Origin of the sequence: Clostridium algidicarnis DSM 15099 (genome assembly GCF_002934235.1) — a bacterium.
GTDB classification, from domain to species: Bacteria; Bacillota; Clostridia; order Clostridiales; family Clostridiaceae; genus Clostridium_L; species Clostridium_L algidicarnis.
Window position 1 is genome coordinate 1 of record NZ_PTIS01000028.1, and the last position, 21,908, is coordinate 21,908.

A 21,908-nucleotide genomic window follows, 5' to 3' on the forward strand; every position below is an offset into this window, starting at 1 on the left:
CCTTTTCTTCCCATGATATATACCTCTTACTTTCATTTATTTTTATATTATATCATGTCCGAATATTTATTGTATAGCTAATTATAACCCATCCACTTCTTCTTTTTTCACTGAAATGTTGAGTCTTCCTTCGTTAAGCGTAATCTCTACATCTTCTTTCTTTACTCCTGGAAGCTCTGCTTCAATTGTGTACTCTGTATCATTGTCCTGAATGTCAATCTTAAATGTATCTGCCGCTAAACTTCTTTGCAATGGCCAGCTACCTGTAAAAAAGTCATCAATCATGTTGGAAAAATCTTTAAAACCAGTATTCACTACATCATTACGCTTTCTGTTGAATGGAATTAATCCTGCCATAATAACCACTCCTTTACTTATTTTCATTCTCATTGTTATCACTCTCTGTCGTTGAGTGCTAACTCTAATTATTATATACACCACTTTTTAAAATCTGTCAATAGTTTTTTATTTTTTCACTAAAAAAAATCGCTCTATATAAAATGAAAAATATATTATTCATTTTATATAGAAAGTCATCCATTCTGTCAACTCCCCTACTGAAAGTCTATTCTATCAACTCAACCCCAAATTCCAGCACTTCCAACACCAACAACAAAAATGATTCCGCCCGTTTATTCACATAAAATAAACGAAGACGAAACCCTATAAACCTTATTACATCAACGCTTTAACTACACTTATTCATCTACTCTTGACATCAACGCTACCACCTCAACATGGCTCGAGAGGTGTTGATAGCTGTCAAAACGGTGTTTTAGTTATATTTTTACCTACTCTCGAACTTAGGAACATATCCACGCTCGTAAATGGAAACATATCCAAGATTGACTCTCGTTTATGGAAAAATATCAAAGTCAAATTTAAATAAAAAAATTCTCAAAAATATATTGACAAACGGAACATTCTGTGTTATATAATAGTTAGCACTCAATAGAAGAGCGCTAACAAAAAAATAAATTGAAAAGGAGTTGTTATTTATGGCTGGATTAGTACCTTTTAACAAAAAGAACAAAGAAATCTCTACAAACACTGGCTTTGAGGACTTCTACAACGTACTTGATGATTATTTTTCCAATGACTGGCCTTTTAAAAGAACCCTCACACATGACACTTTCAAAGTTGATGTCGAAGATAATGGCAATGAATACCTAATTGAGGCTGAAGTACCAGGTATAGATAAAAAAGACATCAATGTTGAACTTAACGATGGAAAACTTATGATTACTATTACTAGGGATGAAAACAGTGAATCAAAGAAAAAGAATTTCATCCACAGAGAGAGACGTTATAGTTCTATGAGTCGTTCAATTTATTTGGAAGATGCCAAGCCAGATGGTATTAAAGCAAAACTGGAAAATGGTTTACTTAAAGTTGTAGTTCCTAAAGAAGAAAAGCCAAACAACAGCATTACAATTGATGTTGAATAAGTCAAAATAAAGCACATCGGGTTATTCACCCATGTGCTTTATTTTTTATACTACTTAATTGCAATATCAAATGCATAAAAAATTAAAAAAACCTTTATAGACAGCGAATTACTCAATAATCCAGTGTTACCAACGGTTTGAAGCCATTCTCGGTAGGGCGTGTTTTCATCCCTTACCATTTTTCTGGTGAATCGTTGGTGTTTCTGCTCCAAGAGGATAGGGAACCAACGAAAACACCTTAAGCGGCTTGTAAAACTGCGAGTTCTTCCTGAAGGCGTTCTGCAGGTGTTGCATAATCCATTATTTTTCTCGGTCTGTCGTTGATCGTATTGGTTACTGCCAGTAAATGAGAATAGGACAGTGGACGCAAAGTGACTCCCTTTGGGATAAATTCTCGCAGCATACGGTTATGCCGTTCATTCGTTCCTTTTCATGTTCTGTCCGTACCTTATATCGTCGTTTTAAAAATGGTGAGTTTGATCAAAGTAAGTTACCCATGCAAGGGAAACGAAAACCAAACGGTCATCAAGAACGTCGTGGAAAACAAGCATTCAAACGAAATATCGCTGAGCGAGAAACGGATTATGCTTCTTTTGAAACAGAGTTCGGGCATCTAGAAGGCGATACGATTGTCGGTGTCAATCATAAAAGTGCCGTCATCACCCTCGTTGAACGCCTTTCAAAAGTCATTATTGCTTTGAAACCTGAAGGTCGTAAAGCAATCGATATTGAAAAAGCAACGAATACTTGGTTTCAATCGGTTCCTAAAAATCTCTTTAAATCGATTACTTTCGATTGTGGTAAAGAGTTCTCAAATTGGAAAAATATCAGTAATACGAATGATATAGCTATTTATTTCGCAGACCCAGGAACACCATCACAACGAGGTTTAAACGAACACTCAAATGGTCTCCTTCGAAAAGATGGCCTACCGAAAGAAATGGATTTCAATCAAGTCAATCAGGATTTCATCTCCTCTGTGGCTTCAAAAAGAAATCATATACCCAGAAAATCACTGAACTACCAGACACCATTGGAAGTCTTTTTGAGTTATGTAAATGAAGAGCAGTTGTCTCGCTTAATTTGACAAATAATAATATTAATACTGCATTTAATAGCTTCAGAGCCCTTGAAGCCAAGCGTTTGATTTCAAGAGGCGGTCAATAGGCTACTCGAGGGAGAAAAATAAAAAGTAATTGGAAACGATTGATAAAAAATCGCCAAAACATTGATATTTCGGAATATAAAACATGGCGAAGCTTCCGAGCACCAAAGTACCCTTATCTAACAGAAGCCATGGTCATTGATCGGCTTCTGAGCTATTCTGAACCATTAAAAGAAGCCTATCAAGTATTTCATGACATCACAAACGCTTTTAGAGAGAAGGATGCTGATTTATTTTTCGATATCATTAGATCAATGTCAGACAAGATAAATCCCGAATTCCGGCATGCCATTCAAAACCTAGAAAATCATGAAGTAGGCATTCGGAATGGCCTTATTTACCCTTATTCCAATGGAAAAATTGAAGCGAAAAACACCCACATCAAAACGTTAAAACGAGTCTCTTATGGCTTCAGATCTTATGACAATATGCGAACCAGAATTTTCTTAACGAACGGGTTAATCAAAATAAAATAACAAAAAAGTCCGTATCACAAGAAAAAGCTATTTCTTGTGATACGGACCATAATTGAGCCATCAGTCCTATTTGACAAAGAGCCGAAGAAGCCAACTAGACAAACGCGTCAATCAGCTTGATGATGGCGCCGGTGAAGAAGTAGAACGCGATCAAGTAGGTGACGGAAATGATGGCGGCTAACAAGTTCCCCGCCAAGGCAAACCCGATCACGACCCCCAGGATGCCCAAGGTGAGTCGCACCCAGAACCAGCTCCTCTGGCTATCCTTCAAGCGGAAGGCCAGGAAAATGTTCATGATGGAGTCGATGAGGAACCAAATCACAAACAACATCGGCAGGAACGTCACACTGACAGCCGGATTGAACACCAGATAAAGGCCAACCAGCAAGTCCAATACGCCAATCAGGATCAAGTACCAAGGATTACCGGGCAGCACCTTTTTCAGCTCAAAGTAGTACATCAGGGCTGAAACCCCCTGTACGATGGCAATCATCCCAAACATAAGCCCCATAGCAATCAAAGTGGTCAGCGGATTGTTGAGGGCGGTCCAGCCGGCAATAAAGAACAGCACTGCCAACAGCAGACTCCCCCAACCAAATCCATTCTCATTTTTCGTAATCAAAACAAGACTCCTTTCTAAATTCTATAATCATCTTCACTATTTACCTAAACATAAACACCTAATTTGTTAGCTTGACTTTTTATATCTTCTAATTGTTTACTTAAAGCAACCATAATATTATTATTAGCATTAATTAAATTAGAAACTCCTACAAATAGAAATAAATCATTAAAGGTGCACCCTCTTTTACATTCGATTAAAGTAGTATTTACAGATGCTTTATCAAATACTTTTGCATATATATCTATTTCTAAAACATCAACTTTTCCTGAATTACTTACTTTTTCCTCTGTTACTTTCAGATTAGTGTCTATGTAATACTCTAATGTTTGGAAACAAGCGTTAGTAAATAACTCCATTTTGTGTCCAGTGTCAAATAACGAATTAATATCCATAATGTACAACCTCTTTTCATGACTCTACTTTTAACACAGTGTATGCTTGTCGTAAACTTATTGAAATCAAAGACGAATGAGAAAATAGATCTCCTTTCTATTTGAATTTCTGCCAAATTTACTTATAGGGACATCTAGATTTCATTAACTACATATTTTGGTTATATAATATGTGGAGTCTGGCCAATAAGTCTAGCAAGTTCAGAGACACTTATACTCATTTGCTCACACAGTTCTTTAATCATTTTTGCCGTAGTCATACAGCACCTCCAAGTTAACGCTAAGAATATTATAAACCATTTGGTTGATAAACACAATAGTTATTAAAATATTATTATGTTAAATAGACAAAATAAAACCAACACCTCTACTGTAGAGTCATGGGCTAGTTACATCTGTTTTTCATATTTCCATTTCAATGCCAGATTTAAAGGCTATGATGAAGCGGTCTTCATAAACTGTAACGTTCTGGATTATCTTCCTCACAAGCTTATCGTCATATTCTAAGGTGCGGAATTTGTTCTTGCGGATAAATTCAATCAACTCATCGATTCGCTCGTTCTCGCCACTGAGGGAGGCATCTTCTACTAAAAGGGTCTGTCGCTTATCTCGCAGTTCATCAATCTCATCTGCTAGATGTTCATAATCTTGACCTTTATTAGCCAGCTTGATGAGTTCTTTTTGCTTTTCTTCAAGTAAGGTGTTTATCTCTGAAATTTTGTACTCTGTGGTGTCGCCAATTATCGCGTGGATGTTTTCTTCCAAGGTTCTTATCATGTTATCACCACCGGCAAGGAGTTTGTTAATGGCAGTCATAACCGCATCATATAAATCTCTTTCTTTTACCGTCCGGTTCTTGCACGTTTCAGGACCTTGCTCGATTCTCGTAACGCATCGCCATACAAACTCTTTTCTACCTCGTATATTCCAATATGTTCTCCTATAAATATCGCCACAGTCCCCGCAGAAGGTTACGGCACTCAAAGCGTATTTACTGCTATAGAGTCTTTTATTTTTATCTGCCCCTGTGTAAATATTATTCCTGCGATGAAGTTCTTCCTGAGCCTGTAAAAATAACTCTTTAGGAATAATCGCCTCATGGCTATTTTCAACATAATACTGGGGAAGATGACCTTCGTTCTTCACTCGTTTCTTGGTAAGAAAATCTACTGTGACGGTCTTTTGCAGAAGGGCATCTCCGATGTATTTTTCGTTTTGAAGGATCTTCTTAACCGATTCCGGTCGCCATCTTGGTTTTCCTGCTGCTGTTAAAATACCATCCTTTTCAAGGCCTCGACCAATGCCCACTAGACTCTGACCTTCAAGGTATTCTCGGTAGATGCGTTTGATAACCTCAGCTTCTTCGGGGACAATAATTAAATTTCCATCTTCGTCTTTGGTGTAGCCCATAAACCGTTTATGGTTGACCTGTACCTTTCCTTGTTGGTATCGGTATTGAAGTCCAAGTTTAACGTTTTGTGAAAGGCTCTGGCTTTCCTGTTGTGCCAAAGATGCCATAATAGTCAGCAAAACCTCACCTTTGGCATCCATGGTGTTGATATTCTCTTTTTCAAAGTAGACGGATATGTTCTTATCCTTGAGCTGTCTAATATATTGAAGGCAGTCTAGAGTGTTACGTGCAAATCGGCTGATGGATTTAGTAATAACCATGTCGATGTTACCATCCATACACTCTGCAATCATACGATTAAATTCGTCACGCTTTTTGGTGTTCGTCCCGGAGATACCATCATCTGCAAAGATGCCGGCAAACTCCCATTCAGTATTCTTCTTTATAAACTCTGTATAGTGTGCGACCTGAACCTCATAACTAGAATTTTGTTCTTCCGTTTCTGTAGAAACACGGCAATAGGCAGCAACACGAAGTTTCTTTATCTGTTCTTTTGCGGCTGTACTTCCTACTCTTTTACGAGCAGGAATAACCATTATATTTTTCTCTGTCACTTTATTCCTCGCTTTCTATCAGACTATATAAGTATTCTGCTCGTTCAAAAGGATCAACTGGCATCTTATTATCTGCCTTTCTCATTTTAAATCGTTCTTTGGGAGGGGAAGAGGTGAAAGCGGCAAGCTCTACCACTCGTCCTAAATCCTTTGCACGCTTATCTCTAACTTCTTCAGCTTTATCAAATATCTCTTTATCAATAATTGCTGGATACGTATCATTTCCAAGGTAGTTGACGTTTTTCAAAATGCGACCCATCACAGAGTGTGTCTTATCAATACCTGCCTGTTCGCCAGCCACTGTAAGGGATAGTCCTGATATGTATTTCTCAAAGAATACCTTTACTTGACTTGCTGCCTTTTCATCGACAGTAACCACTCCATCTTGAATTTTGTATCCATATGGAATATATGCCATTTATCTCACCACCTTTTCTTTCAGGGAAAGACCGCATTTCAAATTGAGTGTCAGCTCATCCCTGGAATTTACAATGATGTTCTCTACAAATTCTTCAAATAATTCTTCCGTGTAGTCACCCTTAAAGTTATCAGCTGACACGTAATCAATGAGGTCCTTAATCTCATTTGCTCGCAGAACACCACTCGTAGAGTTCGTTACCAGGTTTGTTTTTTCAGTTGAAAGATTTTTTATCTCACTATCTAAAACATTCCGTTCCTGATTAAAAAGAGCAGGCTCCAGGAAACCTTTGGCCATCAGTGTAATAAGGGTATTGCGTTCTTCCACGAGTTGCTCCATTCGCTTATCAATAGCGTCCATTCTTTCACGGTCGCTTTCTTCATCGATTTGGCTAATTGATTTGAAGAGTGGCTCTAGGATTAGTTTGTTACTGAAAGCAAGCTTATTCATCATGGTGGTAAATGTGGCTTTGATTTCCCCATCTCGCAAGAACAACATGGAGCAGCTCTCTTTGTCTTCGATATGACCGATGCAACTCCAAGCAATGTAACTCCTACCAACTGAGTAGTTTGTCTTTCTCCTAAAATTGCGACCACATTCACCACAGATGATTTTGCCACTTAGAGCATATCGGTTAAGATAAACGTTCTTTTTCATACCTTTACTTCTCGTCTTAGCTCTCTCATCAATGATGTCTTGCACCTTAGCAAAATCTTCTCTGCTAATAATAGGTTCATGATTGTCCTTGTAATAGTACTGGTCTTTTTCTCCTGTGTTTGGATGGCGATTATAGTTGCTATCAGTGTAGGTTTTTTGTAATAGGACATCTCCCATATATTTTTCGTTTCGAAGCATGTCTATCACCGTGCCTGCACTCCAGTGATTACCTCGTCTTGCAGGGATTTTGTCTTTGTTCAAACCTCTTGCTATAGTACCTCCACCTTTTCCTGAAAGGCACTCTGCAAAAATACGTTTTATGATTTCTGCTTCTTCTGGGACGATTACCATTTCACCATCTATATTGGTATATCCATAGGGTGGAGTACCTACATAACTACCGTTTTGAAATCTCTTTTGAATGGACCATGTTGAGTTTTGTGAAATAGATGCAGACTCTTCTGCGGCAAATCCTGAAAGAATAGAAAGCATCAGCTCACTTTCCATATCACCCGTATTTAGATTCTCTTTTTCAAAATAAATGTAAACACCGATATCAATCAGCTTTCTTACTAACTCTAGGCAATCTACTGTATTACGAGCAAAGCGGCTGATTGATTTGGTGATAATAAAATCTATCCGACCTTGCTTACAATCTCGTATCATGCGGAGCAGTTCAGTCCGTTTCTCCATCTTGGTGCCGGAGATCCCTTCGTCATAATAAAGACCAGCAAACTCCCATTCAGGATTAGACTTAATATAGCGCTCATAGTGTTCACGCTGTGCTTTAAGGCTTTCAAGTTGTTCATCACTATCGGTTGAGACTCTAGCATAGGCGGCAACCCTAAGTTTCGTATTAGGTAGTTGTCCTTGGGGCAGTTCATCTATTTTTGTTATCTTTTTCATCATCTCACCTCGCTTTCGCCCATTACATACATCACTCTAAAAGTTATTAATAGCAAGCTTTTTAGGACATAATCTCGGCTAAACGAGGAGAGAATTTCTGCCTGTTCAAGGCTGATATTTTGTGTAGTTCATCCGCTGTAATTTTGCCTTCTTTATATAGGTTTGCGACAATACTCTCGGCTATATGAAAGTCATATTCCTTTTGCAGTTCTTCCTCTGTCATCTGCTCGGTTTTGCCCTTTAATGGACAACCATCTTTTACTTCAAAAATATTCATAGAAAAACACCTCCTACCTAGTAGCCACGACAGGAGGTGAAATCTGATGATTTCTTTAATCTTTTTGATAAAAGTCACATTCATAGCCATCGGCGTCAAGAAGCAGCCCTTTTGCCCAAGGTGGCACTTGACTCATCTGTTTACATACTTCAGTAACCGCTATTTGAGGATTCGCTTCAATAATTACTTCATCATGGACATGAGCCACAATACGATAAGTACTAAGCATCTTCATTGAATACATTAAAATATCACGGGAGATGGCTTGAACAATATTCTCTACAAACTTAGGACCGTAACTTTCAAGACGCTCCCATTTCTTTGTTCCACCTACTCCTTCATAGGTAACAGACTCACCACCAAACTGATTCTCACCAATTCGAGGTTTTACATAGGCAAGCCTTCTGCCAGAGGGAAGAACGATAAAAAGCATGCCACTAAAACAATGAAACTCGATGCCATGGGTTTCTTGTGATTTGTTTTCCTTCACGCATTGTTTAGCCGCCCGATCTACATCCCACCAGAACTGTGTGATGTTGGGATTAGACATTCTCCAGGCATTCACAAGCGGTTTTAATTCTTCCTCTTCAAGCCCCATCTCTAATGCACCCATGGCTTTTAGCGCGCCAACAGAACCACCATATCCAAGTGCCAATTCAGCAATTTTACCCTTCTGTCTCAAGTGACCGTTCACACCATGCTTTTCAACGGGAACACTGAACATCTGGGAGGCAGATGCACAGTAGATATCGCCACCACTAGCAAATACATTTGTTCGCCATGTTTCGCCTGCAAGCCATGAAAGCACACGGGCCTCAATGGCTGAGAAGTCAGCCACAATAAACTTATGACCCACTCTAGGTACAAAGGCTGTACGAATCAGTTGTGAGAGAGTATCCGGTATATCTTCATAGAGCAGTTCCAGTGTTTCAACATCACCATTTCTGACAATATTTCTCGCCTCTTTTAAATCTGGCATATGATTTTGAGGGAGGTTTTGTAATTGCACAAGCCTTCCGGCAAAGCGTCCGGTTCTGTTTGCTCCATAAAACTGAAACATACCTCTGGCACGAGAATCACTACAGACCGCATTTTCCATTGCTGTATATTTCTTTACTGAGGATTTTGCCAGTTGCTGACGAAGTGAAAGAACTTCATTTAGTTCACCATCGGTTTCCTTAAGTTTCTCAGCGACAGCTTTTTTACCGAGAGTCTCCATCTCTAGACCATTTTCACAAAGCCAGCTTTTCATCTGTTGTACAGAGTTTGGGTTATCGAGATTTGTTATCTGCTGCATGGCAGTTAGTAGTTTTTCATGAGATATATCATCCATGGCGATGGCCTGTTTAACAAAATCCATATCCACCTTTATGCCTCGATCGTTGATTTCTTGGTCGAGATGATACTCATCCCAGATGTCCTCTGGTACTGGAAACTTGATCAATCTTTGTTGTATCTGTATTTCTGCCTCCACATCACGCTTGTTATATGCTTTAAACTGCTGCCATTTATCTCTTTCATCGGTTGGCAAATTACGAGTTCTACCGCCATTTGTTTTTGTTGGAGTACAGGGAACACAAAAGTAACGGATCAGGTCTTTACCCTCTGTCAGCTTTTGTTTTTCAAGCCCTAGCACTGCACCTACACCTTCTAAAGAAAGTGGTAAACCCATATAGGCAGACCAAACCATGGAACATTTCCATGAGAAAGGATTTAGATAAGTCCCAGTAGGGTAGCTTAAATAACGTGAAAGGCATACTCGCTCAAACTGAGCATTAAATGCCCACTTCGTAATGCTTTCATCGGTTAAGGCATCTAGGATTTCTTTTGGAATCCTTTCTCCATTCTTCAAATCGATGACCTTAACTTCACCACCGTCAATCGCATAACCAAACAGCATCACCTCAAAATCATCTGCTTCTACGTAACGATAAACACCACTCTTTTGTAGATTGGTAGATGAATAGGTTTCGATATCAATTTCTAAGTTTTTCATAGCTACCACCTTTCCTAAATGAAAAAGGTGGCAGAGGGAAGTCCTCCACCACCGTCAAGTTTATTGTTTTTATTAGGCAAGGAAGTCATCATCTACAAGAGTCGTAAAATCATCTACTGCAGAAGTCTTACCACCTAGAGGTTCTCCGTCTCTAATTTTTTGAATGTTACCAAGGCCACAAGCTACACCTTTATTACCATTTGAGTTGAAGGCATAGAAGTTAAGTGAAACCCTTCCATAACAACCGCTGTACACCTCACTGCGATCCATAATCGGCTTAACACTTTTATCTACAATCTGTGGCGCTGTCTTGCTATTTGCATTGATGAAGTAATGGCCTTTATAAGCCTCATCATCACGCTCTACATCTCCATCACGCAGTGGTAGTTTAATAGCAGCTTTATTAGGTTTCTTACCTCCAAACTTTGCGATACCTTCCTCTATGGCAGCATCAACTGCTGCATGGATAGCATTAATGGTTTCCTTGTCATCCTTTGGAATAAGGACGGATACGCTGTACTTTTCCGCACCACCATTAATGGATATAGGCTCCCAACCGTGGAAGTAAGAAAATCTTGAGTTTACACCTGTGATAACTTTTGTCTTGTTTTGCATATTTGCCATAATATTTAATCCTCCATAATTTCGTTAAATTCGTTTTTAGCATCTGCTACGTTCATTGCCGGTCTTTTATCTGAGTTTGGAACAAGAGTCGGCTTACCCGGTGGTTTGTAAATGAGGTCACCGAGGAGTTCCTCAAATTTGGATTTACCCATCAGTTTTTGCATCTCTGTCAGCGGAATAAGGCTCTTTCTGTAAATGTCCTTATATCCACCTGCCACGGCTTTTTCTGCAATGGCTCCTTCATCTTTGTACTTGCGAACCGAGCGACCTTCCACAACTTTAAAACCGTTCCACTCTTTACCGTGATTGACTGCTGCATCAGTGGCATAGGCTGTTATTTCATTCGCCCACTTGGTAAGGTCGGGAAGAATAAGTAAGATTTCTTCTATCTCAGCATCCGTCAGCAGAGGTGGCATCTTGAATTCTTTCTCTGCAAGTTTTAGCTTTTCTTCGGCTCTGGCCCGACATCTGTTTGCCGCTTTACAGAAGGTACACCATGGACCGGGGATGTATTCACCCTCACCGTTGAAGGCTTTGTCAGCTCTGGGCTTTAGTTCCTCTTCCGCCCAGCCCTTTAGTTCTTCCACCGGTATTGTCCAGGTGCTGACATTTTCTCTTCTAGGCTGAAAGATCGTCATGGACACTTCTTTAATGTCGTACAGGTGATCATAGATTCCAAGTGCTCCTAGGGCATAGAGCTTCATCTGTGGATTGTCCACTGCATCAACTAGCACACCCAGTCCATATTTAAAGTCTACGATGTGAAGTCTGTCATCTGAAATGATTACACAGTCTCCTGTCCCAAAACCATCTGGAACATAACAAGAGAAGTCAAGATGTTGTTCAATAAGAACGATAGGATCTGTGCAAGACTTTCTTGCAAGTTCCACCTGCTCCATAACGAAGTCAACGTAAGCATCTGTACATTCCTCCATCTCATCAGAGTTATACTCAGAGATAGGTCGCTGACTTCTCATATGAAGTGCCTTTTTTAGTTTGTGTTCACACAGGTCATGAGCCGCTGTGCCTTCTTTTGCTGCCTCACCACTTTGGTCTTCAAACTCCAGTTCAAGTCTTGCAGAGGGTAGGCAGTTGAGCCACCTGTGGGATGAGGATGCAGATAATATTGCATGATTACCCATTTCCAAGCTCCTCCGCATCTTTCAAGATGTCAGCGTAGTAAGCCTTGTCAACCGCACTTAACTTGTCTGCACCATACTTTTGAATGAGTCCTCGCACTTCGGCAGTAAACCCAATCTGGCTCTTTTCAGCAAGTACCATACGCACTTTTTCCAGTGGGATATCCGGATCGTTTGCTGGTTCTTATTCAGTGGCAGCTTTTGCACTTGGAGCAGGATCTCCTTCTGTCATTACATCGCAAACTGCCTGTATGCTGTCAGCAAGACTTCGCATATCATTGACCACTTCAAGCAGTAATTTTATTTTGCTCAAGGTCAGTTCCTCCTTTCGTCATTTCACAGATAGATAGTTCCTCGATGCTATCTCCAGGGATCACAATCGTTACACTCTGTTTACTCCCTAAAAGAAAGCGAAGAATTCGTTCCCTTACGGACACATTACGGTAGGTAACAAGTCCGCCTGTCTGTGGTTTCTTAGAAACACTAATTTTGAGATTGTGTTTCATATCCATCACCTCTTTCCAAAGGGCGATTTATTTGTTGCCCTCTACCTAGTAGCCACGGGAGGTAATAGAATCTGACGGTTTAGAAAAAAAGAATGCCTACCAAAGAGAAATACTCCTTGAAAGGCAATCTTACTAGTTCTTATTTCAAGAGTTCATTGACCCTTTTTTGTACCGAAATGTAGTCATAACCGGCATTTGTAAGTTTGTTTTTTCGATCTTGTCCGTTACCCCAATCGCCACGAATGACTTCCTTTGCGATGGCATCAATAGACTTTTTACTAGATAGCATTTCATTGACCTTTGATTGCACTGCCACATAATCATAGCCTGCATCCGTTAAGCGTTTCTTTCGTTCTTCACCATTACCCCACAACCCTTGAATGACTTCCTTGGCCAGCGTCTCAACCGATTTCTTTTCTGTAGGAGCAGGTATATTTTCTTCTTTACCAAGATGATTTAGCCCTACACTTTGGATAATCGTTTTGTAATCTTTATAGGCATAGTTCATATCCAAATTGCCTGAATAACCATTCAATTTACCTTTGCTTGTGTACTGCCAGATACCATGACGAAGTGTCGGTTCTTTACTCGACCACTGAGCGACCCAGAAATCATAAGGTGCTAGACGATCCAGTTCTGTCAAATCTTGAAACCAAGAACTTGACGCATAGATACCGGAATAGTAGCCAGCATTTTCTACGGTTTCACAAAAGCCTACCAAAGCATCGGTAATGGCTTTCTTGCCACTTGGTCGCTGGTGATAATTATCCTCTGTATCAATAAATACAGGGTAGGAGATGGTCTTGCCTTTGATAATTTCTAGGCATTTCTTCGCTTCTGCTACGCCTTTGGCATTAGTATTCGCACAGCTGTACCAGTAAACACCGATAGAAATACCTCTCTCGTGAAAGGCTTTGTAGTGTTGTTCAAAGGCATTATCTTTGTGTAAACTCACTCCTGTACCGTGACCGGTGTATCCTGCACGTAGAATGACAAAATCAACCTCTTTTGCAAGTTGGTCATAGTTTATCTGACTTGGTTTTTGCCACGTACTGATATCAATTCCTTTAGTTTTCATGATTATTCCTCCTTGTCGCTCTTGTTATGAAGCTGTTCTAATACATCTTTTAGTTTTTCTGGGATAGGTAGTCCAAGGTGAGCTGAATTTTCTAACAGCGAAATTCCCTCATTTGATAGATAGAAGAAAACAATCGCTGTTCTTAGTACGCTCCCATCACCAATTACATAAACGTCTAAAATATTGGCTACACCCACTAAAACAAAAATCAGCACTTTACGGCTGATTCCGATAAATCCCACTTCACTTGATAGGGTCTTATCAGCGATTGCACATAAGACACCTGTTAGATAGTCGATGACTACAAAGACTAGTAGCGCATATAAAAATCCGTCTGCTCCTCTAAAATCCTTATATATCAACGATTACATGGCATTATCTTCACTAAAATAGGTGAGAAAATTTCACGATTTAGTTCAGTAATTTTGTTAAATTCCACCTCGTCTATTAGCCCCATATTAAGCATCTTTTTAAAGATTTTTTCAGCCTGTGAATAGTTAAATTCTCCTTGCAGCTGATCATCAGATATTCTTGTAGATAAATTTTCCTCTTCTAAAATTGCATTGGATATTTTACTTGTCTTTTTATTTTCTATTTCTTTCATATGGCATTACCTCCTACTTAATAGCCACAGGAAGGGCTATAAATTGAGGTTTGAGAAAACATATCTAAAAAAAGGCATAAAAAAATGCCTGCAGGAGTTTTCCCACAGGCTTTTATACGTTAATCATATTTTATAAAGGCATTAATCACTAGTAAAGGGTGGAGAATATTAGATGTTTACTAAATCAGTAAAGTAATTATTCTGTTATTAATTTCAATCAGTCCTTCATCCTTCATGTTTTTTAATTCACGAAATAAAGAAGGCCTTTGAACACCAAGATGGTCTGCAAGTTGTTTTTTACTTATGGGAAGATAGATTGTTTTAGAATTTTGAATATTGGCTTGAGCAGACAGGTAGTTTGTGAGATTTTCTCTTAAAGATTTTTGGGTGTATATTGCAATTTTTCTATTAAGACCTTGTGAGTTAGAAGATAAAATTTTTATAAACTCTATTGCAAAAAGCTGATCTTTCAACAATGTGTCTACAGCAGATTTGGGGATATATATCAGACTAGTTTCCTCTATACTATAAATATTTAAAGGATATTTGTTATTATCACCAAACAAAAGATTAGCCCCTACTACACCACCACTAGTAAATTCAAATACAGTTGTTTCTGAACCATGACTAGTTAAAGAGTAAGCAACAAGCTTGCCTGATAGAATTACATCTATTCCAGAACAAACTTCGTTTTGGTCATGAACAGTTTTACCCTTATTATAAATTCTATTTTGAAGATTATAGGTTCCAATTACATTTTTTAAAAGCAAAGTATCCACATTTCTAAAGAGTGATATATTCTTTAATATATTAATCATAAGTTCCCCTTTTTATTTTAATTATAACAAAAAGAAACATAGGTGTCTATTGTATTTAGTTTTATGATGGTAAGATTGAAATATAAAATTTAATTTTAAAATAATAAAGGAGAGATTTAGAATGATAGAAAAAACATTTAATTTATCAAAAGGCAATGAAAAAGCAGTAGAAAAAGTTATATTCGATGAAAATATACATTATCTACACATGGTTTTTAATGAGAATGAAGGTTTACCAGAGCATTATTCAAACTCCAATGTCTATATGACTGTTATAAGAGGAGTTCTATCTATAGCTTTAGATGAACAAGAAGCTCATGAATACAGCTACAATACCTTATTAAAGATTCCAGAGGGGACAAAAATGAATGTAAAAAATCTTCATAAAGAAACACTAGAAATCATTGTTGTAAAAGCACCAGCACCAAAAGCTTAAAAGGAGGGCGATAAAAGTGGATATATTTACAATTATTTTATGGTTAATTACTCTTGTTTTTCTTTTCATATCCTTTAAAAAGGATGGTGCTAAAACGAAAAAGGCTTTAAAAATGGCGCTTAATATGGGAAAAGGTATGGCCATAAGCATTTTTTCTATTATTTTAGCAATAGGTCTAATCCTAACATTTTTACCCCCTACAGAAATTGCAAGCTTTGTAAGCAAGCAGTCTCTTTTTCTGGCAACTGTTGGTTCGGCTTTACTTGGAACAATTACCCTCGTTCCAGCATTTATAGCCTTTCCTTTGATAGGAACTTTAGTAGATGCAGGAGTAGGTACTGTCCCTTCAGTAGCTTTCTTGACTACTCTTACCATGGTTGGACTTGTTACATTTCCACTGGAAAAAAAGGAGTTTGGTACTAAATTCACCTTAGTTCGTAACGGCTTTAGCTTTGTTTTTGCAATAGTTATTGCACTTGTAATGGGGGTAATTATATGAACATAATTAAAAAAGCAAAAGATAATTTATTTTTTATACTAGTTCTTCTTGTATACCTTTTAATAAGTATTTTTAGGCCAACAATGGCCTTTGAGTCAGTCAAAAATAGTGCTTATTATATAAAAGAAATGTTAATAATAATGCCTGTAATTTTTGTTTTAACAGCCCTTTTAGATTTATGGGTTCCTAAGGATAAGATAATGCAACTTTTAGGAAAGGAAGCAAAGGGAAAAGGGTTAGTCTTATCATTTATAATTGGTAGCATTTCAGCAGGTCCTATTTATGCTGCCTTCCCAATGTCAATAATGCTTCATAAAAAAGGAGCTTCTATAAGAAATATTGTAGTTATTTTAAGCTCTTGGGCTGTAATTAAGATACCAATGCTTTTAAACGAGGCAAAATTCCTAGGTCCTAAGTTTATGATCATACGTTGGGTTCTAACTGTTTTAGCTATAATCATATTTTCTTGGATTGCTGATAAAATAATAAAAGATGAAGATATTCCGAATAAGGAAGAAGTAAAAGTTGGTATAGAAATTAATAAAAAGGCTTGTATTGGATGTAGCTTATGTGTTAAAACTTACCCTGAAGTATTTAAAATGGATGGGAAAAAAGCTTTTGTTAAGGATTATGATGAAGATACAGTAAATAAGGAAAAACTTAATGAAGCAGTAAAGGTTTGCCCAGTTAAGGCAATTGAAAGTGATTTATAGATCCATCAAATTAAAACCATGAATAAAGACCATGCCTAGATTTTAATCTAGACAGCATGGCCTTTATCATTGTGTAGTAAATAAATATTAATCATATTTTATAAAGGCATCAGTGAAGCCAGCTTTTTTAGCTTTTGCTAGTTGAGTTTCAGCATTAGCTTTAATGGAATAGGCCCCTATTTGGACTCTATAGAGTTTCTTTGTAGCAGGGGTACTAGTAGCAGGCTTACTTTCCTCAACTAATAGTTTCTTTACATCTGCCCTAAAGGTATCCATGGACTTACCATGCTTTGGAAACCAATTACTAGGATCACCATGATTACTTGCAATACCAAGTTTATATCCTTCATAGTGGCCAATGATATTCTTTTCAGTAAGCTTATATAACTTACAAAGATGCACACATAGCTCCACAGCTTCTTTATAAACCTTATTGAAATAAGAAGCATCCTTTAGGTTATCCTCGCAGATTTCAAAGCCAATGTGAGTATCATTTGCCTTGCCACCAGCATGCCAGCCTCTATGATTCCAAGGCAGAGTTTGATAAGTTGCAATAGAGCCATCAGCAAGTTTTCCAATAAAACCATGGACACAAACCTGCCTACCATCTGGGCGTGACTGATTCCAGTGGTTATTATATTGGTTCTTTCCTAAAAAGCCATCATCTGGACCAACATACCTTTTAATATTAGGATTATTGGCACCTGTAGAGTGAACCATAATTCCTTTTGGAGTGATTGTTTTTCCCGCCTTATAGCATTCATTATTTACAAAGATTAGTTTTCTTAATTTCATTACTCATTTCCTCCTTTATTATGCAATTGTGCTAAGATATCTTTTAATTTTTCAGGGATGGGAAGTCCTAATCTTGCAGCATTTTCAAGCATAGAAACTCCCTCATTAGAGCAGTAGAAAAAGATAATAGCAGTTCTTAAGACACTGCCATCGCCAATAAGATGAGCGTCTATGATATGGCCAATACCGACTAAGATAAAAATAAGCACCTTCTTAAAAATGCCTCTAAAGCCAACTTCACTAGATAAGCTTTTATCCACGATGGCACACATAACACCAGTGATATAGTCCGCCACCATTAAAGCAACTAAAGCATATAAAAACCCATCAAAGCCTCCTAAAAACCAACCCAGAAAACCACCGAAGGCAGCAAGGGCAAATTGTAGCCAGTTCCAAATTTCCTTCATTATAAGTACCTCCTTAAAATAATTTTTTATATAAAAAAGGAGCACCTGCATTGTTAGCAAGTACTCCTAAATTTTTATTATATTTGTTTGGGAAGAGCCTCCCACAGTCTTATATCTTCTTGACCTAAAGACCAGATGGCAAGCCCTCTAAGCCTCCACCGATAAGCTGCTTCATTTGCCCAGTACACAAGGCTATCCACATCCTGATAATAAAGAATGGAAAATCCGTCACCATCACCTAAGAAAATACGAGATATCCAGATGTTAATATCCCTTGGAATGATGGTGACACTGTAGTCCTTTCCGCACTGGATGGACGGCATCATATCCGAATGAAAAAAGTCATAATCAAGGGAGATACTTTCACTCCTTGTGGCTGATTCTTCAAGGTCTGCTGTTAAAGTAAACACTTGAAACTCATCATCCCAAGAACAGTTACTTCTTGATAACCGACCATAAGTTTTAAATGTTCCATCTGGCATAAGCACGTCAAAGCGTTCATAAGGCTCATAGGTCCAAGCATCGCCTAAGCGAAGCAACTGGCAATGGACTTTATTATCCGAACGAATACCTGCATACCCTGTCACATCCGAGCAAGTGGCTGTAAAGCGCAGTGAATTGGATGCAGAGGAATAGACCCGCACTTGATTGCCGCGCTTTCGAATTTCTAGAGTGTAAAAGCTTGGATTCGATCGAATGTTTGCGGCCGATGTTTTTGAAAAGCTGGTGGCATAACTACCTTTTAAAGTAGAACTTTCATACAGTTCAATACGCTGGTTATCATAATTAAAGCAACAATAAATCGTTCCAATAAAAACACCTGCCTTGCCACTAAAGGTCTCAGGAAAAATAATCTGCGCCCTTAAATGTATATCTGAAAAATTGTTGTAGTTCCATGCTAACTGACCCTTACCCTCCAGTTGGGAATAGGGTCTATTCATCGAACTGCTTGTATCTTGCCAAACACTCCATTCACCCGATAAAGTTGTCCAGTAGCTTTGGGGGAGAGGGTTATCATCTCTAAAATCCTCATACCACACAAGGGCAGAATCTGCTTTTCTTCTAAGCATCTCAAGCGTCAACTTAAAACCAGTTGCAGGCCCTACCATATCACCATTTACATCTTTGAAATGTCTAGGAGCAAGGGTATATTCTGCTTCACCAACTGTTGGCTCCTCAGAAAATGAAGAACAGACTCTAAATCCATAAAACTGTGCACCCTTTGCCCCAAGCGAAATGGTGATGGTATGTGTTCCTTGAGAAAGGCTCACTCCTTTTTTCAGCACCGCCCAGAAAGTCGTTCTCCAATAAGGCCACCACAGTCTGTTTTCAGAAAAATCTACTTCATTTCCATCAAGGGAGATATGAATACTATTCTTATCCCAAAAGGGAAAGCCTAGCTTTACTGCTACATCATAAGTACCTGCCTGAGCAAGCGTAAAATGATAGGTTGCCGCACCTTCATCCCACAGTGTTGTGACGCTATTAGAAACAGAAACAACACCGGAATAGTTATCTGGCATGGCATCATGATCCACATAAACAGTACCAAAGGCTGTCTTTTGTTGTTTGCCATAAGCCGTCACATACTGCCTGCCATTGTAAGTTTCTGATAAGAGCGGGTAGCTATAGCTTGTGGCATCTTTTCCTTCCATATAGTCGTACACATGAGGCAATGCCCAAGGCACTTTATTATCATCATCCCAATAAGCCACGATGGGAATAAACGGTTGAGGAGGAGCATCGTCTGTGAAATTATAGGCACCTGTCATCCAGTATTTTGCAGCATAGTAGGTGTGAGACGTTCCCCTATAGGCTTTTCCTAGGTTTTCTGGTGTATCATAGATTTGCCAGTTCCAGCCGTAAGCAGGCATCCCAAAGAAAATCTTATCGGGATTCATCACTGTAACGGCATAATCATAAATCCCTTCAAGCCAGCTCCTTGGAGATACAGGTCCCGGTGCAGAACCTGACCAAGCCATACCATAACTCATAATTGATGCGGTATCGCAATAAGGGTCTAGGTCACCATAAACGCACCAATTCTCACCGCCTACTGAACCATTCACGCTGGTCATACCGGGAAGGCAGATGTTCATCAGTTTGTTTGAATCATAGGCTTTAATAAAGTTGTAAATATTTTTGAACATGGTCGTTGACTCAGCATGAGTGGAATAGTCATCGCCTCTTTCTAGGTCAATATCAATACCATCGCACCAAGGATACTTTCTCATAATACGAATAAGCTCGGATAGAAATAGTTCCTGAGCACCATTCGTGTTATCTCTCAATGCTCTAAAAATACTATTTGCGCCATCATTGGCAATGGTAAGTAGCCATTTGATGTGACGATAACGGTTAATGTAGGGGAGCATACTGCTGATGGTGACACCACTCTCAACAATTTCACCCGTAGCTCGTACCTTAAAAGAAAAAAGACCGATGGTATCAATCCGGTCTCCATATTTCTCTAAAGCTTCATACATCCGTGCATTTCCCATAAAAGTCCACACCATGATTTTCTTGCCTTTTAGTCGTTCCATTAGAATGGTTCACCTCCGTCTTGCATTTCCTGCATGGTAAACAGCACCCTTGCAGATTTCCCTTTTTCAAGGGTCACTTTGTGCTTTGAGTCCCAGGCAGCACTGTATTGATAGAATCCCTCTTTGGGTTCGCTTGCTCCGTTTTTGGTACATGCTCGTGTAGAAGCTAGGAGCGCCAAATCAACATCTTTTCCAATGGTTCCAGGGAAGGAGACCTGTTGCCCTCCTATACCTTGGCTTAGTTTCACCGTTCCTGACGACATAGAAATCTTTGGATAGATATGAATATCAAGTCCTGCAGAGGTTTCACCAACATTAAATAAAATAATGGTTTCCTCTGAACGGACCACACCGTTAAACCAAACAGGATTCTTGATACTGCCATCTACTTTTAGTTTTTCTAACCTACTTTCTGTATGAGGCGCATAACCATTTAGAACAGGTCCTTCTTGTAACTGGATGTCCGTAAACCAAATCATGCCAGTGCAATCATAGAGGGTAGGTTTTATGCTTACACTCATGACACGCTTATTTTGTTTTTTATTTATGACTTCTGCTAACCTTATAAATTTAACCTTAGCCATCTAACGTCCACCTTATTTCACAGGGATGACCTACCCATCCCGTGACTACTGACCCTGCTTGTAAAAAGAGATCCGTAATATAAAAAGTGCCTGTGCAATTTGTGACACAGACACGGATGGTAATGGATTTTACTTTAGAAGAGTAGCTTTCTGGGAGTATCTTTTCTGATGTTCTTGAAAAATAGGCCACCAATCCACCTCCTTAATACAAATCAATAAACCTTGCTTCTGTCGTTCCATCTTCATATTCAATAACCACTTCAATGCCAACCTGTGAGTTGCTACTCAGCTTTTCAAGGTTTTCAGATGCGATTTGTGCCGAGAGCGTGTAGCTAGAACGATTCGCTGGATAGATGGTCTGAGCCATGCTCTTTGTCATATTGGCTACACCCATTGCTTTAAACGATGCAGTACCGCTCACACCGTTATCACCATCTACTTCAAAGCCTGAGTTAACCCAGTAAGCCATGCCATCATCACCACGAGAATTTCGCAGCAAATTAAAAGGCACCATTTCACGAATATCATTGTTTGTAACCATACTTGTGCCTTCAAGAGAATCTGCCACGTTATCCCACTGGCTTGCAGAACTACCCAGATTTTTAAGGGTAGTAGATAGTTCTAATACTGTATTCCATGGTTCTTGGTGCTAGTATATAATTGTGGACACGAAAAGTTGAACAAAGTAAAATATAATTAATAAGAAGGAGATGTTCAACAATGCCACAAAAAAGATACACAGAAGAATTTAAAAAACAGATTGTAGACTTGTACAATATGGGAAATAAATCCCTCACTGAATTAGAAGGTGAATATGGCGTATCAAAATCTACTATG

At 38.7% G+C, this 21,908-nt stretch carries 25 protein-coding genes and 2 pseudogenes; 6 read left to right on the forward strand and 21 right to left on the reverse strand.

Going from position 1 to position 21,908, the window contains the following annotated elements; translation table 11 throughout:
• Positions 1-81 precede the first annotated feature (81 nt).
• Positions 82-357, reverse strand: coding sequence for an Hsp20 family protein (locus BD821_RS12895; RefSeq protein ID WP_104410830.1), 276 nt, complete (start codon positions 355-357; stop codon positions 82-84).
• Positions 358-998: 641 nt separating this feature from the next.
• Between BD821_RS12895 and BD821_RS12900 the strand changes: the two genes are divergently transcribed.
• The 3 genes and pseudogenes from BD821_RS12900 to BD821_RS12915 form a co-directional block, all read left to right on the forward strand.
• Entirely contained in the window at positions 999-1,448 is a 450-nt protein-coding gene (locus tag BD821_RS12900; RefSeq protein ID WP_058621533.1) for an Hsp20/alpha crystallin family protein, read from the forward strand.
• Between the two features lie 421 nt (positions 1,449-1,869).
• Positions 1,870-2,535 (forward strand): annotated as a pseudogene (locus tag BD821_RS12910) (IS30 family transposase); the annotation flags it as partial.
• Positions 2,536-2,618: 83 nt separating this feature from the next.
• Positions 2,619-3,089: pseudogene (locus BD821_RS12915) on the forward strand (transposase); the annotation flags it as partial.
• Between the two features lie 94 nt (positions 3,090-3,183).
• Here the strand turns inward: BD821_RS12915 and BD821_RS12920 are convergent.
• The 14 genes from BD821_RS12920 to BD821_RS12995 all read right to left on the reverse strand — a co-directional run bounded on the left by BD821_RS12920 (position 3,184) and on the right by BD821_RS12995 (position 15,094).
• On the reverse strand, positions 3,184-3,711 hold the full coding sequence (locus BD821_RS12920) for an HdeD family acid-resistance protein (RefSeq protein WP_104410832.1): 528 nt from the start codon (positions 3,709-3,711) through the stop codon (positions 3,184-3,186).
• A gap of 44 nt (positions 3,712-3,755) precedes the next feature.
• Complete coding sequence (locus BD821_RS12925; RefSeq protein WP_104410833.1) at positions 3,756-4,106, reverse strand: hypothetical protein; 351 nt, start codon at positions 4,104-4,106, stop codon at positions 3,756-3,758.
• A 402-nt stretch (positions 4,107-4,508) separates the two neighbouring features.
• Positions 4,509-6,071, reverse strand: coding sequence for a recombinase family protein (locus tag BD821_RS12935; protein ID WP_404814275.1), 1,563 nt, complete (start codon positions 6,069-6,071; stop codon positions 4,509-4,511).
• 1 nt (position 6,072) lies between these two features.
• Complete coding sequence (locus BD821_RS12940) at positions 6,073-6,489, reverse strand: recombinase (RefSeq protein ID WP_104410834.1); 417 nt, start codon at positions 6,487-6,489, stop codon at positions 6,073-6,075.
• Positions 6,490-8,052, reverse strand: coding sequence for a recombinase family protein (locus tag BD821_RS12945; RefSeq protein WP_104410835.1), 1,563 nt, complete (start codon positions 8,050-8,052; stop codon positions 6,490-6,492).
• 61 nt (positions 8,053-8,113) lie between these two features.
• Positions 8,114-8,329, reverse strand: coding sequence for an SHOCT domain-containing protein (locus BD821_RS12950; RefSeq protein ID WP_104410836.1), 216 nt, complete (start codon positions 8,327-8,329; stop codon positions 8,114-8,116).
• A 55-nt stretch (positions 8,330-8,384) separates the two neighbouring features.
• Positions 8,385-10,325 carry a DNA polymerase gene (locus BD821_RS12955; protein WP_104410837.1) on the reverse strand — a complete coding sequence of 647 codons (1,941 nt, stop codon included), beginning with the start codon at positions 10,323-10,325 and terminating at the stop codon, positions 8,385-8,387.
• Positions 10,326-10,397: 72 nt separating this feature from the next.
• Positions 10,398-10,949, reverse strand: coding sequence for a DUF2815 family protein (locus tag BD821_RS12960; protein ID WP_104410838.1), 552 nt, complete (start codon positions 10,947-10,949; stop codon positions 10,398-10,400).
• Between the two features lie 5 nt (positions 10,950-10,954).
• Positions 10,955-12,091, reverse strand: coding sequence for a DUF2800 domain-containing protein (locus BD821_RS12965; protein WP_104410839.1), 1,137 nt, complete (start codon positions 12,089-12,091; stop codon positions 10,955-10,957).
• Positions 12,084-12,230, reverse strand: coding sequence for a hypothetical protein (locus BD821_RS13905; RefSeq protein WP_341456789.1), 147 nt, complete (start codon positions 12,228-12,230; stop codon positions 12,084-12,086). The genes BD821_RS12965 and BD821_RS13905 overlap by 8 nt, the downstream gene beginning before the upstream one ends.
• Before the next feature lie 503 nt (positions 12,231-12,733).
• Positions 12,734-13,672: a GH25 family lysozyme gene (locus BD821_RS12980; RefSeq protein ID WP_104410841.1), complete on the reverse strand. Its 939-nt coding sequence runs from the start codon at positions 13,670-13,672 to the stop codon at positions 12,734-12,736.
• Positions 13,673-13,674: 2 nt separating this feature from the next.
• A complete protein-coding gene (locus BD821_RS12985; protein WP_242971519.1) occupies positions 13,675-14,034 on the reverse strand; it encodes a phage holin family protein in 360 nt (119 codons plus the stop codon).
• Positions 14,031-14,276 carry an SHOCT domain-containing protein gene (locus BD821_RS12990; protein ID WP_104410842.1) on the reverse strand — a complete coding sequence of 82 codons (246 nt, stop codon included), beginning with the start codon at positions 14,274-14,276 and terminating at the stop codon, positions 14,031-14,033. The genes BD821_RS12985 and BD821_RS12990 overlap by 4 nt, the downstream gene beginning before the upstream one ends.
• 179 nt (positions 14,277-14,455) lie before the next feature.
• Positions 14,456-15,094, reverse strand: a complete 639-nt coding sequence (locus BD821_RS12995; RefSeq protein ID WP_058258300.1) for a Crp/Fnr family transcriptional regulator — start codon at positions 15,092-15,094, stop codon at positions 14,456-14,458.
• A gap of 121 nt (positions 15,095-15,215) precedes the next feature.
• Between BD821_RS12995 and BD821_RS13000 the strand changes: the two genes are divergently transcribed.
• Genes BD821_RS13000 through BD821_RS13010 form a run of 3 tightly spaced genes read left to right on the forward strand, consistent with a single transcriptional unit; the run spans position 15,216 to position 16,742 of the window.
• On the forward strand, positions 15,216-15,530 hold the full coding sequence (locus tag BD821_RS13000) for a cupin domain-containing protein (protein ID WP_058258301.1): 315 nt from the start codon (positions 15,216-15,218) through the stop codon (positions 15,528-15,530).
• A 16-nt stretch (positions 15,531-15,546) separates the two neighbouring features.
• Positions 15,547-16,029 carry a permease gene (locus BD821_RS13005; RefSeq protein ID WP_104410843.1) on the forward strand — a complete coding sequence of 161 codons (483 nt, stop codon included), beginning with the start codon at positions 15,547-15,549 and terminating at the stop codon, positions 16,027-16,029.
• Positions 16,026-16,742 (forward strand): permease, encoded by a 717-nt coding sequence (locus tag BD821_RS13010; RefSeq protein ID WP_104410844.1) that lies wholly within the window; start codon positions 16,026-16,028, stop codon positions 16,740-16,742. The genes BD821_RS13005 and BD821_RS13010 overlap by 4 nt, the downstream gene beginning before the upstream one ends.
• An 87-nt stretch (positions 16,743-16,829) precedes the next feature.
• Here BD821_RS13010 and BD821_RS13015 read toward each other — a convergent pair whose 3' ends face one another.
• The 6 genes from BD821_RS13015 to BD821_RS13040 all read right to left on the reverse strand — a co-directional run bounded on the left by BD821_RS13015 (position 16,830) and on the right by BD821_RS13040 (position 21,639).
• A complete protein-coding gene (locus BD821_RS13015) occupies positions 16,830-17,537 on the reverse strand; it encodes an N-acetylmuramoyl-L-alanine amidase (protein ID WP_104410845.1) in 708 nt (235 codons plus the stop codon).
• On the reverse strand, positions 17,537-17,944 hold the full coding sequence (locus BD821_RS13020) for a phage holin family protein (RefSeq protein WP_104410846.1): 408 nt from the start codon (positions 17,942-17,944) through the stop codon (positions 17,537-17,539). The genes BD821_RS13015 and BD821_RS13020 overlap by 1 nt, the downstream gene beginning before the upstream one ends.
• Positions 17,945-18,021: 77 nt before the next feature.
• Positions 18,022-20,487, reverse strand: a complete 2,466-nt coding sequence (locus BD821_RS13025) for a glycosyl hydrolase family 18 protein (protein WP_104410847.1) — start codon at positions 20,485-20,487, stop codon at positions 18,022-18,024.
• On the reverse strand, positions 20,487-21,071 hold the full coding sequence (locus BD821_RS13030; protein WP_104410848.1) for a hypothetical protein: 585 nt from the start codon (positions 21,069-21,071) through the stop codon (positions 20,487-20,489). Before BD821_RS13030 ends, BD821_RS13025 begins: the two co-directional genes overlap by 1 nt.
• Positions 21,064-21,261, reverse strand: a complete 198-nt coding sequence (locus tag BD821_RS13035) for a hypothetical protein (protein ID WP_018659533.1) — start codon at positions 21,259-21,261, stop codon at positions 21,064-21,066. The genes BD821_RS13030 and BD821_RS13035 overlap by 8 nt, the downstream gene beginning before the upstream one ends.
• 12 nt (positions 21,262-21,273) lie before the next feature.
• On the reverse strand, positions 21,274-21,639 hold the full coding sequence (locus tag BD821_RS13040; protein ID WP_479723210.1) for a hypothetical protein: 366 nt from the start codon (positions 21,637-21,639) through the stop codon (positions 21,274-21,276).
• Positions 21,640-21,908: the final 269 nt, after the last annotated feature.

What these genes read in the sequence shown, in the direction of transcription:
- BD821_RS12895 (WP_104410830.1), bottom strand. Translation starts at nt 357, where the DNA reads ATGGCAGGATTAATTCCATTCAACAGAAAGCGTAATGATGTAGTGAAT.
- BD821_RS12900 (WP_058621533.1), top strand. Translation starts at nt 999, where the DNA reads ATGGCTGGATTAGTACCTTTTAACAAAAAGAACAAAGAAATCTCTACA.
- BD821_RS12925 (WP_104410833.1), bottom strand. Translation starts at nt 4,106, where the DNA reads ATGGATATTAATTCGTTATTTGACACTGGACACAAAATGGAGTTATTT.
- BD821_RS12940 (WP_104410834.1), bottom strand. Translation starts at nt 6,489, where the DNA reads ATGGCATATATTCCATATGGATACAAAATTCAAGATGGAGTGGTTACT.
- BD821_RS12945 (WP_104410835.1), bottom strand. Translation starts at nt 8,052, where the DNA reads ATGAAAAAGATAACAAAAATAGATGAACTGCCCCAAGGACAACTACCT.
- BD821_RS12950 (WP_104410836.1), bottom strand. Translation starts at nt 8,329, where the DNA reads ATGAATATTTTTGAAGTAAAAGATGGTTGTCCATTAAAGGGCAAAACC.
- BD821_RS12955 (WP_104410837.1), bottom strand. Translation starts at nt 10,325, where the DNA reads ATGAAAAACTTAGAAATTGATATCGAAACCTATTCATCTACCAATCTA.
- BD821_RS12960 (WP_104410838.1), bottom strand. Translation starts at nt 10,949, where the DNA reads ATGGCAAATATGCAAAACAAGACAAAAGTTATCACAGGTGTAAACTCA.
- BD821_RS12965 (WP_104410839.1), bottom strand. Translation starts at nt 12,091, where the DNA reads ATGGGTAATCATGCAATATTATCTGCATCCTCATCCCACAGGTGGCTC.
- BD821_RS13905 (WP_341456789.1), bottom strand. Translation starts at nt 12,230, where the DNA reads ATGGTACTTGCTGAAAAGAGCCAGATTGGGTTTACTGCCGAAGTGCGA.
- BD821_RS12980 (WP_104410841.1), bottom strand. Translation starts at nt 13,672, where the DNA reads ATGAAAACTAAAGGAATTGATATCAGTACGTGGCAAAAACCAAGTCAG.
- BD821_RS12990 (WP_104410842.1), bottom strand. Translation starts at nt 14,276, where the DNA reads ATGAAAGAAATAGAAAATAAAAAGACAAGTAAAATATCCAATGCAATT.
- BD821_RS12995 (WP_058258300.1), bottom strand. Translation starts at nt 15,094, where the DNA reads ATGATTAATATATTAAAGAATATATCACTCTTTAGAAATGTGGATACT.
- BD821_RS13000 (WP_058258301.1), top strand. Translation starts at nt 15,216, where the DNA reads ATGATAGAAAAAACATTTAATTTATCAAAAGGCAATGAAAAAGCAGTA.
- BD821_RS13010 (WP_104410844.1), top strand. Translation starts at nt 16,026, where the DNA reads ATGAACATAATTAAAAAAGCAAAAGATAATTTATTTTTTATACTAGTT.
- BD821_RS13015 (WP_104410845.1), bottom strand. Translation starts at nt 17,537, where the DNA reads ATGAAATTAAGAAAACTAATCTTTGTAAATAATGAATGCTATAAGGCG.
- BD821_RS13020 (WP_104410846.1), bottom strand. Translation starts at nt 17,944, where the DNA reads ATGAAGGAAATTTGGAACTGGCTACAATTTGCCCTTGCTGCCTTCGGT.
- BD821_RS13025 (WP_104410847.1), bottom strand. Translation starts at nt 20,487, where the DNA reads ATGGAACGACTAAAAGGCAAGAAAATCATGGTGTGGACTTTTATGGGA.
- BD821_RS13030 (WP_104410848.1), bottom strand. Translation starts at nt 21,071, where the DNA reads ATGGCTAAGGTTAAATTTATAAGGTTAGCAGAAGTCATAAATAAAAAA.